Raw genomic sequence first — 14,877 nt, forward strand, 5'->3', positions numbered from 1 at the left:
TTCATACCGTTTCCTTTCTGAGCGATTCGAGTCGTTCACGCATCTCATCAAAGGAATGGCTATCCGTCAACATGTTAAGTTCTGCTTCGGCAAGTTCTTTCACTTGGGTCGACCACTCTCGTTCAATCTCGACTTCAGATTTACTGATTTCCCCGTCGGCCCGCTCGACTTGTTTCGCATGAATGCGTTCAAGACGATTGCGAATCATGTCACGGAGGAGTGTCGTCAATTCATCCTTAAGTTGTGTCCGTCCGTCACCTTCAAAGAATTGGCTCGCATTCTTATAGCGCTTCAATACCGATTGATAAGGTGACGTGTCGAGATGAATCGGATCGACGCCATCCCGTAGCCATGCCACGTCGAGTTCACGATCAAATTCAAGCGTGGGAAGGAGAGACGCTTGGCGCTCCGTCTTGCGCTTAATCAATGCTGAAAATTCGCGTTGAACATACCGCTCCAGCCGATACTGGAACACTTGTAGTTCTTGCTGGATGTCGTAGGCGTATTTGTCCAATGTTCTTGCTAGTGCGCGCTCAAGGCTCTTTCTCGACCCGTCGACCTCGACCGGGTGGAATGTCTCCTTGACGAAGTCCGAGAGGCGGAGGAGCGAACGCGTCTCAAGGTGGGCGAGAAGTTCTTTCGCTTCTCGGTCAAACAAGTCGATGAGTACTGACACATCGAGTGCCGGCGGGTTGTCAAGTAAGGCAGCCAATTGCTTTCGACGTTGTTCTTTCGCCGTCTCATCTTCTTTTGCTTCGTGCAGGACGCGTTCGAACGCGTCGAGTAGAGCCGTCGTCTCATCTTGGATACGCATCGCATTCGCGAGACGAAGGTCTTTGTCGACGTAGCGTTCAAGTGTCGAGACGAACCGGTCAAATCCAGCGTCATCCCCTTGGATGGCGTTTCGACTTGAAATCGGGAGGACGGTCGGTCTCCGAACACCAAGTGCGGTCAACTGTTGCGACACATAGTCCGTGACAGCATCCCGTTCTTCTTCATCTTTCGCAAGATCAGACGCATTGACGAGGAAGAACATCTCATGGTCTCCGGTCCCTTGGACACGACCGAGCTGGATGACGAGCTCTCGGTCAGCTTCGGTGAACGCATGATTATAATAGGTGACGAACAAGACGGCGTCCGCGTCACGCATGTAGCCGAACTGGACCTCGCTATGTCGGTTGAACTGTGAATCGGCCCCTGGCGTATCAACGAAGACAATCCCACGCTGTGCCCACGGTGAGTCGAGATACAGTTCGATTTCTTTTACGATACAGCTTTTTTCTTCTTGTGCGACGAACGCGCAGAACGTGTCATAGTCGACGACTTCCGTTCGTCCGAGATACTCGAGCGGTGCCGATTTTACGGCATTGACGAACGGATGGTCGACATCGAGAGAGGCGAGGGAAGTCCCATAACCTTGTAGCTCATCCTCAAGTTCATTTCGTGATTTGAAGGTGATCATCGCTGTTCGATTCATCCGACCATCTGGCGGTACGATTTTTGTGATGGATGCCGTCAATGGATTCGGAGAGGTCGGTAGCACCGTCTCCCCGAAAAGCGCATTGAGAGTCGAGGATTTTCCGGCCGAAAACGCTCCGAAGATGGCGAACGTGTACTGTTCATGTTTCGCACGCTCGATTTTCTTGCGCAATGTCGAGACACGAGAGCGGAATAAAGGATGATTCTCTAATATTTCACATACCGTATTCTCATAAGAAAAATTAAAATCAAATAATTCATGATCATCTTCTAAGATCGACGTCGACGCAACCTCTGATTCAACAGTATTTGATTGTTTTTCAGGGAGGTATGTCGCATCGACATAGTTTCGAACTGCCAACTGATCCAATTGATTCGAATCAAGTTGTAATTCTTCATATTTTCGAATCGATTCCAGGCGGTCGGAGAGACGAATACGCAACGCTTCCGTATCAAGGGCGTCATACAATTCGTCTTCTTCAGCCGAAAACTGTTCCAAGCGCAAATCGACTTCTGCTTTCATATACGTATCCGTCGAGTGGACCCACGGTTCCGATACTTTCGTCACCCATGATGCGAGGGCGGTTTCGATATCACGGCTAAATTGTAAGACGGTGTCGCCGCTGAGTGATGCACCAGACTTCACTTGCTCGGTGATGAGTGAGTTCGGGGCAATCGGGAGAACATCTCCTTTTGGCAGCAGCGTTTCCGGAAGTTTTAAATCTCGGATGATATCTTCCGCGTACTTCACGAGATGTGGGCGCAAGTTCATGTCAATCAAACGGTTGAACTCTTTGACGGCCACTTCTTCACGGCGCGCACGTTCTTGTCTTGTTTTCTCTTTTGAGAATAAGAGACCGACCTTGAAAGATGGGTCACAACTTTCGAGGTAAGAGCGCAATAACTCACGAAATTCATAGGTCATAATCGGTGCACTTTCGACAATTGGTGCTTGATGTTTAAAGAATTCACGACGGAACGATGTCCACCATGCCCGTTTCTTCTCCAGCCGGTGTAGGCGAGATTGCATTTCCTTCGGACTCTTTTCATACGTTGGCAACTGTTCCAATGTCGACTGAATCGATGTTTCGTTGCGACGGACCAACGTGTCAATCAGAGCATCGGCGTGTTCGACTGTATGCTGTTTTGCCTCGGTGATGACCTGACGTACATAAGACCGCAAGCGCTCGACTTCGTTATGAGGGTGCTGTACATCACGAAGTGAAATATAGAATGTCTCGTTCGGAACAATATCATGATGACGGAACGCCTTTGTTAGTGACGCCTTGAAGTCCACGAAAGAGAGTTCACGCTCATCATGCTTGTCGATTTGGTTGATGATGATGGAGTAGGGCCGTCCTTCCCGGCTAAACTGTTTCATCAGCCCGATGTTTTGTTCCGATTGCACATGGTTGTAGTCCATCATGAAGAACAAGTGGTCTGCTAAGAAGAGCGAACGTTCCGTGGCTTGGCGATGGCGTTCATCCGTTGAATCAATCCCTGGTGTATCCATCAACACGACGTGCTCATCGAACGGGAATCGGTCAATCGTATACTCGACTTCCTTGATCTCCTCAACTTTGCAATAGTCACTGATGTTTGATAGGGAAGAAGAGTCTAATGAAATCCAATCTGTATCATTGATGGCGACGGCTGCCGCTGATTCTCCACCCCGCAACGTGACGATATTGGCACTTGTAGGAATCGGACTTGTCGGAAGGAATCCATCTTCTAGCCAGTCATTGAGCAATGTCGACTTCCCGGCTGAGAAGTGACCACAGACGGCAATCCACACTTCTTCATTCGTTACTTTTTGTAGGGCGGTCCGAGCGAGTCGTGCTGCGTCCGTCATTTCCTCTTGTTCAAACGTTAAAGCAAGTCGTGCTAGTTGTTCTCTTTGTGAGTGCATGTTTCCCATCCCCTAATTATGATTCCGTTGTGATGCCGACACGGTGTCCGACATATTCATCGTCCGTTAAACAAGCCATTACTAAATCGGCAACATCATCTCTCGAAATTGGACCTGAATGTTTAGTCCCCAATACCTCTTTTGATACGATGATTTCACCGTTAGAGGGTTCATTGATCAGTTGAGTCGGACAGATGACAGTGTAGGCTAAACCTGAATCCCGTAATAACTCATAAGCTCGGGCATGATCTTCTGCCGCAGTTGTCATTGAGCGCTTCGATTCTTTTGTTTGAAAGCGGTAGTTGTCACTCTCATGTGCCTGCAAGATGCCGGCGGTCCCAACTGTGATGACACGAGATACGTTGAATTGTTTCATCGCCTCGATCACGAGTGGCGTGAATGTAGACAAGACATCTTGTTTATCCGTCCCTAACGCCGAGATCACGATATCTGATGATTGAACCGTTTCGAAGACGGTCTCGCGGTCCGTCGCATCTCCAATCATTTCAATGACTCCACTGTTCGCATCGATGGAATGTCTCGTTAAAAGTCGGACAGTATGTCCACGTTCAAGTAAGCGTTCAAGTATCCGTTCCCCTGTACGGCCACTTCCGCCGAATAAAGCAATTGTTGACAAGTAAACCCCTCCCCATCAAGATGAAAGAAATATCCAACGCCATCATAACACGGAAGCGTTCACAAAACTGCCTGAAATGGTTCGATTCGGCTTGAAAAGAATGTGGTACGTTTTAGAATTGAAGAAGAAGGCAAAAAATACATATGACAAGCGCAAGAGAGGAAGGCACCACTACATGAAATTTGGGGCTAGAACTATTAAGACCGGACTGTCGGTCGCAATCGTCTTACTGATTGCCGAGGCATTTCAATTCCAACAAATCGTCGTCCCGGCACTCGCTGCGTCACTTGCACTCCTGCCGTCGGTCTATCAGACCGGGCTTCGCTTGATTGAAGAGATGAAAGGGAACTTGATTGGGGCATTGCTCTCCGTCGGGTCCTTGTTGCTCACCCCGAATCCGACACCGATTGCGATCGGATTCGTCATCATCATTGCCATCTCCATCCTTCTGTTTTTAAATTTAGAATCGACGACACGGACCGTCATCTTAACAACGATTCTCATTATGGAAGGGGCAAGTCAGTCGGATATGCCGGTTTGGGTGTTTGCAGGCGAACGTTACTTACTCATTATGATGGGGATCACGGTCGCGTTGATTGTAAATGCACTTTTGTTCCCACCACGATATGAACGGAAACTCGAAGCACAAGTAACCGATGTCTTTCAAATGGTCGTCCGAATCGCGCGCTTATTCTCAGAAACGGAAGGTGGACGCTCCTCTTTCGAGTCGTTACCAGAGACGAAGAAGTTGCATAACGATTCGAAACAGACGTACGCCTATTTCGAAGAAGAAATTAAAGCGAATCGTTGGCTTGAACAGAAAACGCCCATTTTCCGACGAGCCGTCATTAAATCTAAGATGATTGAGACGAACCGGGCAGCACTTCATGTGATTGAGAAACTCGATCATGATTTTTACACAATTGAGCAATTGCCACCACAGTTGAGAGATGAACTGTATCGGCACATTCGTCATCTATTGAGAAGACATGAGCGACTATTTTCTGCCTATGAGCTCGAGAATGAGCATCTTATCGACCGTGAAGAAGATCTCATCCATGAGAACTTTGACTTTGCGAAACTGATGATTGAGCGCATGAGAGAAGAAGAGGAAGAACTCATCTTAATCGTCGTTCCTCTCGTGGCGACAATGACCGACTGGGTCAAGGCGATGAACGAACTCGAACGCTACCTTGTGACGGAAATGAAAAAACATGGAGACAACCTAAAAGTGGAACCACGTAAGAAATGGTTCTTTGAAGATTAAAGGACGAGCAAGCCAGCAATAAAATCGAAATAACTTGTCAAAAAACCGTGATCGAGTACACAGAACCAAGTGTGCCTTCATGGTTTTTTGATGTGATATTTCTTTGATTTTCAATTGAGTATTAGAGATGGACACTGACTATAAGGCAAAGGGTTCTTAACGATGAATTTGGTAATAAACGTAAAATATGTTAGTCTGGAGAAATCGTTGACAATGCCAAGAAGTCTATCGCTATGTTGCTTTCATGACTTACTTTTTAGGGGGATAAAGATGAAAAGGGTTTTAATAATACTCTTACTGATTTTTACTATGATGATGTCGTTGATTGGTTGTGGCGCGACATCCTCAACAGAAGAAGTTGATCCTCGACCGGTTATCTCTTTTGATGCAGGAACCATTCTCGCGGATGCTCAGAATCATCAGATAAAAATGCTAATGTTATCAAGTTTACCGATGGATAACGTTGATGTGCCCGGGGCAGTCGACGAGCTAGAAGGATTCAAAGCAGAAAATGATGCCTATCTTGATGAACTGAATGAATTGAAGCATAAGGAAGCGACTTCTGAAGAGTATAAAATGTTGCTTATCGAATATCTTCAAGAGGAAAATGCCTATATCGACAAAACCATTGAGGCCGTGTACGCCAAAGAACTCTCTCGGCCCAGTCGTTTTTCATTGGAAACACTCTATGCGAGAGCGAACGAAAAAATTGCACGATTCCGTTACGAGCCGAAGTGAAAAATCTGCTCATAAACAAATTCGAGAGCAAAATGATGAAATGACCGAAGAGACGAATCGATTGGATGGTTCGTTTTTTCTGATTCATCCGAGGTACAATTGTCATATGATTGAATGCTCTGAAGACGGGAGGAAACGCTACATGATCAAGCGGTCTTTTGAACATACTACAAAGTATTGGAACATCATCGTTATGGATGATGAGTTTACTGTAAACTACGGGAAACTAGGAACCATCGGAAAAGTACAAGTGAAGTCTTTTGAATCCAATATGGAATGTACGAACGAGGTCGAGAAGCTCATTCGTCAAAAATTGAGGAAGGGGTATGTTGAGTCCTTTTTTGATTGGGACAACCATTTTTATGTGGATGACCCGGAAGTTGGACCAAGTTTCCTGACCTCGCATCCGAAATACGAGGCATATTTCAATGATGATTTTTATGTGGACTGTACGGACGAATACGCACCGTTTGGGAATGATGCCGGAGCCGATGCATTGGTTATGTACGAAGAGGTGATTCGAAAGGAGAGAGACCTTTGCTTTTTATCGTATGCGTACGCCCTAATCGAAAGTTGGATTAATCGAGATGTATATGCACCAGAAGACTGGGCCACGTATGAGTATGCCTACACATGTGACCAAGTCGTCGTCGCGGGCGCGTTTGCTTCCGTAAAAATGACCGGGAAGTTAACAGGTGACTTGAAAATGGCAGGATTAGAGGCAGTCCACCGATTAAAACAGGTTTTCGAAACAGAAGATCGGGCGATGATCGAAGGGTTATATGAGCGCTTGAGTACATTCCCGACCGAATCCTGAAACTTTTCGAGGGGAAACGCGTATACAATAAGGACAGATACATATGAACGATAGGGGGATTCATCATGTCAGAAACACCACCGACACCGGAAGAGGGTGTCACATCACAACGAATCAGCGGAACGCTTCCAATCGAGGCGCGGACTGTCTTTCGATTATCGAGCTCAATTTTTTATCTCATCGGTCTTCTCGTGACAGGAGCGCTTGTAGGGGCCTCATATTGGTTCGACTGGCCGACTTGGCTACAGATTGGCTTTATCGTGCTGCTCGTCATCGATGTCGTCTATAGCTTGATTGACATCATCTGGTTCCAAAAGTGGAAACAAGAACGATTCACATATGACGTCCAACCGCTCGAGATTCGGATCCATCATGGCATCATCACAACACATGATGTGCTCATCCCGATGACCAAAGTCCAATATGTACATGCGGCACAAGGACCGCTTCTCCGTAAATATGGGCTACAGACCATCACCATCGGGACTGCAGCAGGCTCTCATGAAATCTATGCGATTGAAGAATCCTTCGCGAAAACACTCCGCGAGCAGATTGCCATCTACGCGCGTATCGAAGAGGAGGATGTCGTATGACCGAGACTGCGTTAACGTGGCATCGACTTCCGAGTCGCGTTTTGGTGCTTCGCATTCTTGAGGTCATCAAATCATTCGCCATTCCAATCGTCCTGCTCTTTATACTCAACAATGATTGGGAATCGACGTTTGGCATCATCATCCGGGTCGGTATTTTGCTCTTTCTATTACTCGACATTGTCCAGAAGTTTTTTGGATGGTTGAACTTTCGATATGCACTCGACGAAAAGACTGTCTATGTCATCGAAGGAAACTGGTTGAAAAAAGAAAAGTCGCTCCCACTCTATAAAATTCAAAGTGTTCATTCGAACAGCCCGTTCCTTTATCGATTGTTAGGCGTCGTTGAATTGACGTTCGACACGAACGCCAACAGTGATGATGCTTCTTTTAAATTGGCTGGTGTCTTTCCGACAGAAGCCAAGCGACTTGAAGATATACTCGAGCAGGTTCGACATCGCAAACAGAACGAACAAATTGTGGATGGATCAGAAGAATCGGATGCGATTCCCGAACAGACAGAGCCGTTACCAAGCCGCCTTTTATATGCCTTGTCTACGCGCGAAATCGTGTTGGCTTCCATCACGTCGCTCTCAGTGTTCGCCATCTTTCCGGTCGCTTCGACGATTATCTCGTCAATCGACGACTTCATCAATTTGGATGGGGCATTCAACCAGGTCGAAGATTATGTCGTCCATGCGTCCATCATCGTCATCGGTCTTCTCGTCATCGGGGTATTGATGCTGTCGGTCGTGATCGGTATGGTCATCAACTTCTTGAAGTATGGGAACTTCCGACTCGAGCGGAGAGGAGAACGTATTCGTGTCGAAAAAGGACTATTGAACCGAAGCGCAAAAGAGATCCCGTATGAGAAGATTCAAGCGATTCGGATTAAAGAAACGTTTATCCGTCGCTGGTTCCACATTGTCGGTGTCGAACTCGTCGCAGCAGGGACGATGGATGAACTAAAAGATGAATCGTCGACGATTCTCCCGTTCGTCCGACGTGACCGGGCGATGCGTGTCCTACGTGAACACTTCACACATTTCGCATGGTCTGATGAATTACACCGGCTTCCGAGACGTGCGCTAGGCATCAAATTGCTGCGAATCAGCTGGTTCGGCATCATTATCTCAGGGCTCGTCCTCTACTTCTTCCGAGAGTATGCCTGGTGGCTTATCCTCTTATGGGCTGTCATCATCGGAGGACGTGTACTCAGTTACGTCACAACCAAATATGTCCGCACGGATCAATTCATCCAATTGCGCACTGGAGCATTCAACGTCCAATCGTTCTTGACGGACAAACCGAGGATTGAACAGATTCAAGTGAAGCAATCACTCTTACAACGACGTTTCGGGTTATGTACGGTGCAGTTCTCGACACGTGGAGGGTTCCTTTCAGTTGAGACGATTGATGACATTCCGAAAGAGGAAGCGGACGCGATGCTCGTCTGGTTCTCTCGTTATAACGAAATGAAAGAAAAACGCTCAGGATAAAGTTTCCTGAGCGTTTGAATTATTTGTGATTTTCGTGTCAAATGATGTTTCTCTTACTGAAAAGGCGGATAAAGTATGGTATGATGCAAGTAGAAAGAGACCGGTGCTGGACACACCGACCTCTGGCTTACAGGCTCCCACTTTAAGAGTGGTCCCAGCCGCCACAATGGTTAGTGAATCAGAAAGTGACCCATCTCATTGCGCCGAGGGGGTCATTTTTTTGTGCGTTCAGACGTTGCACGATCGGATGTTCGGTGAATCACCAAGTGAACGATGATCGGAGCGAGGATTGGGATCATGACATAATCCCCAACCCAGGTCCAAAGTTGTTCCATCCGCACCACCGCCTTCCTCCATTGTGGACTTGGCGGCTGACCCCACTATTGCTGCGTTAACCTGCCCTTTCATTATAACAGATTTGTTCGCAAAAAGTCGCTTAAAATAAGAACAAACGTTCTTGTTTTATAAAATGAATCTTTTGATGGAATCGGTCTCATGAATGGGTCCAAAGACTGAATTGAGTCGAATCGCTCTTGCTTGTTAGATGTCTGACAGGATATAATCAATCTCGTGTGTATACACGGGTGGGTGAGGGTGCCAATAAAGGATTGATTCCTATGGCAAAACAAACAGAATGGAAAACAGAAACATACGGGGGCGTGCTGAACTTCCTGGCGACAGCATATATCCCGGCCGTACATGCGGCAATTTTGACACAAGCCGGACTCCCGTTCGAGGGAGCGCTCGTCGGAGCGATTTTGACAAGCATCATCGGGACGTTGATTGCGGGATTCTTCAATCTACCGCTTCTCTTGTTACCGGGAATGGGGATTAACGCGCTATTCACGTATACGCTCGTCTTACAGATGGGATTGAGTTGGCAAAGTGCGCTCGCCGTCTCGTTCGTCTCAGGTGTACTCGTCGTCCTGTTGACGGTCACGAAAGTGGCGCGTAAATTGGCGAACGCGTTCCCGCCGATCATTCATGACGGATTGACGGTCGGTCTCGGCCTCTTCCTCATTTTGATCGGCCTCGAGGCAGCTGGGATTGTCTCAGGTGGGGGCGGGGCATTGCTCCACATCGGTGATCTCGGAGAGCGTAACGTCCAGGTGGCCTTTTTATCACTCTTCGTCGCCATCTTGCTGTTCTTGAAGATGGGACCAAGCAGCTTCCTTTGGACAATCGGTTTCGGTGTTGGACTCAGCGCCGTGATGGGAACACTGGAGTGGACAGGTAGTTTCTCGTTGACACCGTTCTTCGAGTCATTCGGCACGGTATTCGGAAACATCTCGTTCGCGGAATCTGCGTCTCCGCTCTTCTTGGTCGCGGTCGGTGTACTGACGCTCGTCTTGTTGATTGAAAACATCAGCTTGATCCAGAATCAGACACGGGCAATCGACAAAGAAAAGGATGCGCCGAAAGGTCTCGTTGCACAAGGTCTCTCGACGATGGCCGGTGCCATGTTCGGATCAAGCCCGACTGTCTCGACGGTCGAAGTGGCTGCCGGGATATCGGTCGGTGCAAGAGGCGGGATTGCTTCGTTCGTCACATCGGGATTGTATGTGGTATCACTTTTATTGCTACCACTCTTTGCCATCATCCCCGTGACGGCGATTGCACCAGTTCTCATCATCATCGGAATGATGATGTTCCAGAACGTGAAGCATTTGCCGCTCGATAACTGGGAGCATGCCTTCCCGGCGATTCTTGTCATCATCATGATTCCGTTCACGTATTCCATCGTCGATGGGATCGGACTCGGATTCATCGCATACACGATGATTGTCTTGTTCAAGAAGGGCTATCGGTCGCTCAGTCCGGTCGTCGGTGTCTTGACCGTATTGTTCTTAGTTTTCTTCTCATTACCAGTCTGGTTATAGAGACACGTGCGGCACTGTTCATGACGAACGGTGCCGTTTATTAATGATTCGGAAGGTCTAGTTCATGCTATAATCGCAGTAATTTGAAGAGAACGGGGAGGGGATTGGATGCAAGTCATTCAAGAATTCGCAGCGTACACAGAATGGCTCGATTCGTTAGAAAAGCTGAGTGAATTGGATTGGAATAAACAGATAGACTCGGAGAAGTGGTCCATAAAACAAATCATTCTACATATCGCTCATTGGGACAACCATCTGTTGAATGTCATCATCCCATCGGTGAAGAACGGGGAAGGGATGATTTTCCCTGATTTTGACTCGTTTAACGCGCGGGCGACGAAAAGGGCAGAGAAGTTGACAGGTGACGCTGTATTGAAGGAATCACTACAAAGTCGGCGAACGCTCGTCACGATGCTCGAGTCCTTAAGTGAAGAAGCACTGACTTATAAAACGACAGCGAATGGCGTCTCACATGATCCTTATCAAGGTGTCCCATATTCACTATATGTGATTATCGGAGAATTCATCGAGCATGACCGGCACCATATGCATCAAGTCGAGTCCATCCTCAAGCGATGAAAGAAGAGGAATCTAATAAGTTCATAGATCAAATGCTCGTTCAATGAACGGGCTTTTTCTGTTGTCTGAAAATAACTGAATATTCCGCTAATCCTTATGATATAATCCTTTTAATCCAATTTCCAAATAAAGGATTCACTCGATGAGAGGAGCCCTATGTCAGATGAACGCGATTAAGCCGACTATACATAAACGGAAACACACATGAAGCAAGCAAAAACAATCTTTGTATCAGGGATTCTACTCTCCTTACTACTCGTCGCCCTCATCTCCTATTCCGGTCAACTAGGATACCGCTACTACCAATCATTAGATATCTCGGGGAGCGACATCACGGGTTGGGTCACGGACTGTCATGACAAACGAAAGTTTTTAGGGATTTTCGAAGTGACGGATGTCGATTTTTGGTGTGGGGATGCGCCATATGAAGAACCGGAAGGGAACGGTCCATACGGAGCGATGATTGACTCGGAAGAGGGTTCAGGTGGCACACCGAAAGAGCGGATCAAAGATCAATCGCCTTCTTATGGCAATCCCCAATCAAATGAGTCGAACGAGATCTCCTACCTCCCGTACATCATTACCGGACTGCTCATCTTGCTCGGATGGTGGCTTTGGAAGAGACGACCCCCATCGAAGAAACAAATCGAGGAGGAAGAGTTAGATATCGAGGATCACTCGCTAGTGACCTCTGACAACTCGACGGAGCAGATAAACCGAACGCTTCATCCATTACCTGCCTCAGCTATTCGGCAACAGTTGATTCATTTCGAAGCAGCACTGCCGCCACAAAAACGTCGCCGCCCGTCCGAGACGTTGTCGACCTGGGCGAAACGAATCGAGCTCGATGCATCACTGATCACTTATTTAGAGACGCGCTATGATAACGGGGAAATCTCACCACACCGTGAAGAAGCGTTCACACGTCAACTTGACGCATACCTATTACGCATACAAAAGGAGTCGAACTACGCCGTCCATTCTTCAGGACCAACTGTGGCCTGCTTATGTCAGTCTCGGTCTTCTCGCGATGTGGATGCCTTATGTGTGGCCCATCTCTTATATATGTGGGACCTTATTAATCGTCATGTTCATCCGGAAGCGAATCATTCGAACGCTTTCAAATGAAGTCTCGTTTTCCATCCGGCAAAAAGAAGACCTCTTATTCATCGACGATGAGACGACGTGTATCATCCACATCGATGGATATGAGCGAATCATTGCACTTGGTGTTCCGTTTTTAGTCCGATTAGAGGGGAATGAACGGATTGCTTTTGAAAACGGGTCACGGGCATATGACTCACGGATTGAAGAAGACTTTCATCACGTGTCCGTCTCTGTTGTGAAGCGAGGACCCGCTTCGATTCATACATGTGTCATGCGTGTCACCTTACCGTTTCACTTGGGCACCCTCTTCTTCACGGATGAGGGGATGACGCTTCCCTCATGGATCGTGTTACCTGCCATCACGAAATCGCCGATATCCGAATCGCGCATGATTCGGATGGGTGACCGCATCGTCAAACATTCTCCACTGAAAGACCCTTTGATGATTCAAAGCGCGAAACGATATGAGAAAGAGCCGGCCAAGCATATTGACTGGGTCGCCACCTCAAAGACTGGACATGTCCAGGCGAAAGTCTACGAACGACAAAATCTCGACACGTTCACGATTTCCCTTGATTTGAGCGGTCCGCTTGGGAACGGGCTCCATGCGCAATATGAAGACTTGATTCAACAGACGGCCTATTGGGTCTCTTACTTGATCAAAGAAGATTGTAAAGTGGAGCTGTTAATCAACCGACTTGACAAAAACAACTGTTACACTGGGAGAAGGAAGAAAACAATTACGGCTCATTCTCGTCCGACTGGCGATGATTCATGAATCGAACGCGTTTGTTGCGTCATCACGTTTCACTTCATATGTCAGTCGTCACAAACAGCCGCACGCCGAATTAATTCACATCAATCACGCGATGCTGCTGAAATCTTCAGGTTGATGAAGGGAGAAACACATGCAACGAATGACGAGCTTACTTATATGTTGTGTCGGACTGCTTGCAAGCACGACGACCGTATCAGCCGAGATGACTGAATCTTCGCCGGAACGTTTTGCAGATGCATATTTTTATGACATTGTGATGGACCATATTCAGGGAGATGACCCGGCTAATTATCATATGACGGACAGTGAGAACATCACGTTCGGTCCGTTGTTGGAGACCTATATCCCGTCATCCTCTTGTTACAAGAATGGACATGTTCCTTCATCCCGACAAAAGAATTTGTGGCGACTGTCTTTCAGGACGACGAACCGGTCAACGTGATCGGGACGTATGAACAATCTGCAAATACATATGCGTTCTCAACGTTCGGTTCTGATAAAGAAACACCAAAAACGTTGATGGACGTACAAGGACATCTCGTGAAATACACAGAAAGGTCGGCATGGTTTGATTATGATGGGGACATGTTGACGGCGTTGACATCTAATTCAAAACAGATGATTAGCGGGAATGAGATTTCAACTGAGGCGTTTCAAGCCTTATTGATTGAAGAGCATGAAAGTGTTGAAGGGAATGCCGAAGAAGGAATGATGGATGGAGCGGATGGCTATTCAGACGAAGCAGAATCAAACAAGCCAACATCGAATACTATCCGATTGATTGGTTTTGCAGTGTTAGCGATGTTGCCATTCGGGTATTGGTTCCTTAAAAGACAAAAAACAACATGATGTCAAAAAAATTATACAATCAACATGAACAACTAGAAATGGTGATCATACCGAGTCATGCACTGAAAGAAGGAGAAGCAAATCGATTAATTTTTCGACATCTGAAGGATGAGGACTTTCCATTGCGCATTGAACGGAAACGAACTGTGAGAGCTACGAGAAAACATCTCTTCTCTTTTGAACGTCAAGAAGAGCATCTGACTACCAAAACCATCAAAAATCGTGAGTTATTAGAGTCGGAATTGACTCTCTCTTCGAATGAGGTCATCGTCTTACGAGGAGAGACGGACTGGATTCTGAGTTATTATGAAGACGGTTTGACACTCCAAGGGAAACAAGTAAATCGTGTCGAGACAACGGAGATAGCCAATATCGAGACATTTTTCGAATATGTCACTATGGGTGTATTCCCGATTGAGGTATCATTTTGTTTAGGTGGAACGTTTGGTTCCCGTAAGAATGTATATCGTTTCATGTTAAATGACGCAGATTGGAAGACATTGATTGTTGACGAACTATTGCCTCAGCTTCAGATTCCGAAAACGAAGAAAGTGTGGCAGTCCCTTTCATTTCCGACACACGAGCAAACAATTGAAACGTTCACTGCTGAATTTCATCCGAACATCGCAAGAAATTTTGTTTTCGCGCACGATGCCCATGATACATATTATCTCTTGGATCACGTGAATGGAGACATCAAAGTATTTTGAATGACCCAAGTAAAGAAGAAGTGAGTTTGCGTCAATCG

Annotated in this window: 15 protein-coding genes; 12 read left to right on the top strand and 3 right to left on the bottom strand. The window is 46.9% G+C overall.

What is annotated here, in order from left to right; all coding sequences use genetic code 11:
- Nucleotide 1 precedes the first annotated feature (1 nt).
- Together KNO75_RS03810 and KNO75_RS03815 are read right to left on the bottom strand one after the other, a co-directional pair.
- Nucleotides 2–3,388, bottom strand: a complete 3,387-nt coding sequence (locus KNO75_RS03810) for a dynamin family protein (RefSeq protein ID WP_214819886.1) — start codon at nt 3,386–3,388, stop codon at nt 2–4.
- A 16-nt stretch (nt 3,389–3,404) separates the two neighbouring features.
- The gene (locus KNO75_RS03815; protein ID WP_214795043.1) at nt 3,405–4,025 is read right to left on the bottom strand and encodes an NAD(P)-dependent oxidoreductase; all 621 of its coding nucleotides are present in this window, start codon (nt 4,023–4,025) and stop codon (nt 3,405–3,407) included.
- A 175-nt stretch (nt 4,026–4,200) separates the two neighbouring features.
- Between KNO75_RS03815 and KNO75_RS03820 the strand changes: the two genes are divergently transcribed.
- From KNO75_RS03820 to KNO75_RS03840, 5 genes are all read left to right on the top strand, one after another.
- Nucleotides 4,201–5,292 carry an FUSC family protein gene (locus tag KNO75_RS03820; protein ID WP_214795041.1) on the top strand — a complete coding sequence of 364 codons (1,092 nt, stop codon included), beginning with the start codon at nt 4,201–4,203 and terminating at the stop codon, nt 5,290–5,292.
- A gap of 270 nt (nt 5,293–5,562) precedes the next feature.
- Nucleotides 5,563–6,030 (top strand): hypothetical protein, encoded by a 468-nt coding sequence (locus tag KNO75_RS03825; protein WP_214819888.1) that lies wholly within the window; start codon nt 5,563–5,565, stop codon nt 6,028–6,030.
- A 142-nt stretch (nt 6,031–6,172) separates the two neighbouring features.
- Entirely contained in the window at nt 6,173–6,847 is a 675-nt protein-coding gene (locus KNO75_RS03830) for a WGR domain-containing protein (RefSeq protein ID WP_214819890.1), read from the top strand.
- Between the two features lie 65 nt (nt 6,848–6,912).
- Nucleotides 6,913–7,440 carry a PH domain-containing protein gene (locus KNO75_RS03835; RefSeq protein WP_214819892.1) on the top strand — a complete coding sequence of 176 codons (528 nt, stop codon included), beginning with the start codon at nt 6,913–6,915 and terminating at the stop codon, nt 7,438–7,440.
- Nucleotides 7,437–8,936 carry a PH domain-containing protein gene (locus tag KNO75_RS03840; RefSeq protein ID WP_214819894.1) on the top strand — a complete coding sequence of 500 codons (1,500 nt, stop codon included), beginning with the start codon at nt 7,437–7,439 and terminating at the stop codon, nt 8,934–8,936. Before KNO75_RS03835 ends, KNO75_RS03840 begins: the two co-directional genes overlap by 4 nt.
- 212 nt (nt 8,937–9,148) lie before the next feature.
- Here KNO75_RS03840 and KNO75_RS15075 read toward each other — a convergent pair whose 3' ends face one another.
- Nucleotides 9,149–9,271 (bottom strand): hypothetical protein, encoded by a 123-nt coding sequence (locus tag KNO75_RS15075; protein ID WP_255349577.1) that lies wholly within the window; start codon nt 9,269–9,271, stop codon nt 9,149–9,151.
- 282 nt (nt 9,272–9,553) lie between these two features.
- Here KNO75_RS15075 and KNO75_RS03845 point away from each other — a divergent pair, with 282 nt between their 5' ends.
- The 7 genes from KNO75_RS03845 (at nt 9,554) to KNO75_RS03875 (ending at nt 14,839) form a co-directional block, all read left to right on the top strand.
- Nucleotides 9,554–10,816: an NCS2 family permease gene (locus KNO75_RS03845; RefSeq protein WP_214795032.1), complete on the top strand. Its 1,263-nt coding sequence runs from the start codon at nt 9,554–9,556 to the stop codon at nt 10,814–10,816.
- Nucleotides 10,817–10,924: 108 nt separating this feature from the next.
- Entirely contained in the window at nt 10,925–11,395 is a 471-nt protein-coding gene (locus KNO75_RS03850) for a DinB family protein (protein WP_214819896.1), read from the top strand.
- 204 nt (nt 11,396–11,599) lie between these two features.
- Complete coding sequence (locus KNO75_RS03855) at nt 11,600–12,523, top strand: hypothetical protein (RefSeq protein WP_251126034.1); 924 nt, start codon at nt 11,600–11,602, stop codon at nt 12,521–12,523.
- Nucleotides 12,483–13,280, top strand: a complete 798-nt coding sequence (locus KNO75_RS03860) for a DUF58 domain-containing protein (protein ID WP_251126035.1) — start codon at nt 12,483–12,485, stop codon at nt 13,278–13,280. The genes KNO75_RS03855 and KNO75_RS03860 overlap by 41 nt, the downstream gene beginning before the upstream one ends.
- Nucleotides 13,281–13,410: 130 nt before the next feature.
- Entirely contained in the window at nt 13,411–13,722 is a 312-nt protein-coding gene (locus KNO75_RS03865) for a hypothetical protein (RefSeq protein ID WP_214819898.1), read from the top strand.
- Complete coding sequence (locus KNO75_RS03870) at nt 13,683–14,129, top strand: hypothetical protein (protein ID WP_214819900.1); 447 nt, start codon at nt 13,683–13,685, stop codon at nt 14,127–14,129. The genes KNO75_RS03865 and KNO75_RS03870 overlap by 40 nt, the downstream gene beginning before the upstream one ends.
- Before the next feature lie 122 nt (nt 14,130–14,251).
- Entirely contained in the window at nt 14,252–14,839 is a 588-nt protein-coding gene (locus KNO75_RS03875) for a hypothetical protein (RefSeq protein ID WP_214795018.1), read from the top strand.
- The last annotated feature ends 38 nt before the right edge of the window (nt 14,840–14,877 follow it).

This window comes from Exiguobacterium sp. s35 (genome assembly GCF_018617535.1).
Lineage (GTDB): Bacteria > Bacillota > Bacilli > Exiguobacteriales > Exiguobacteriaceae > Exiguobacterium > Exiguobacterium aestuarii.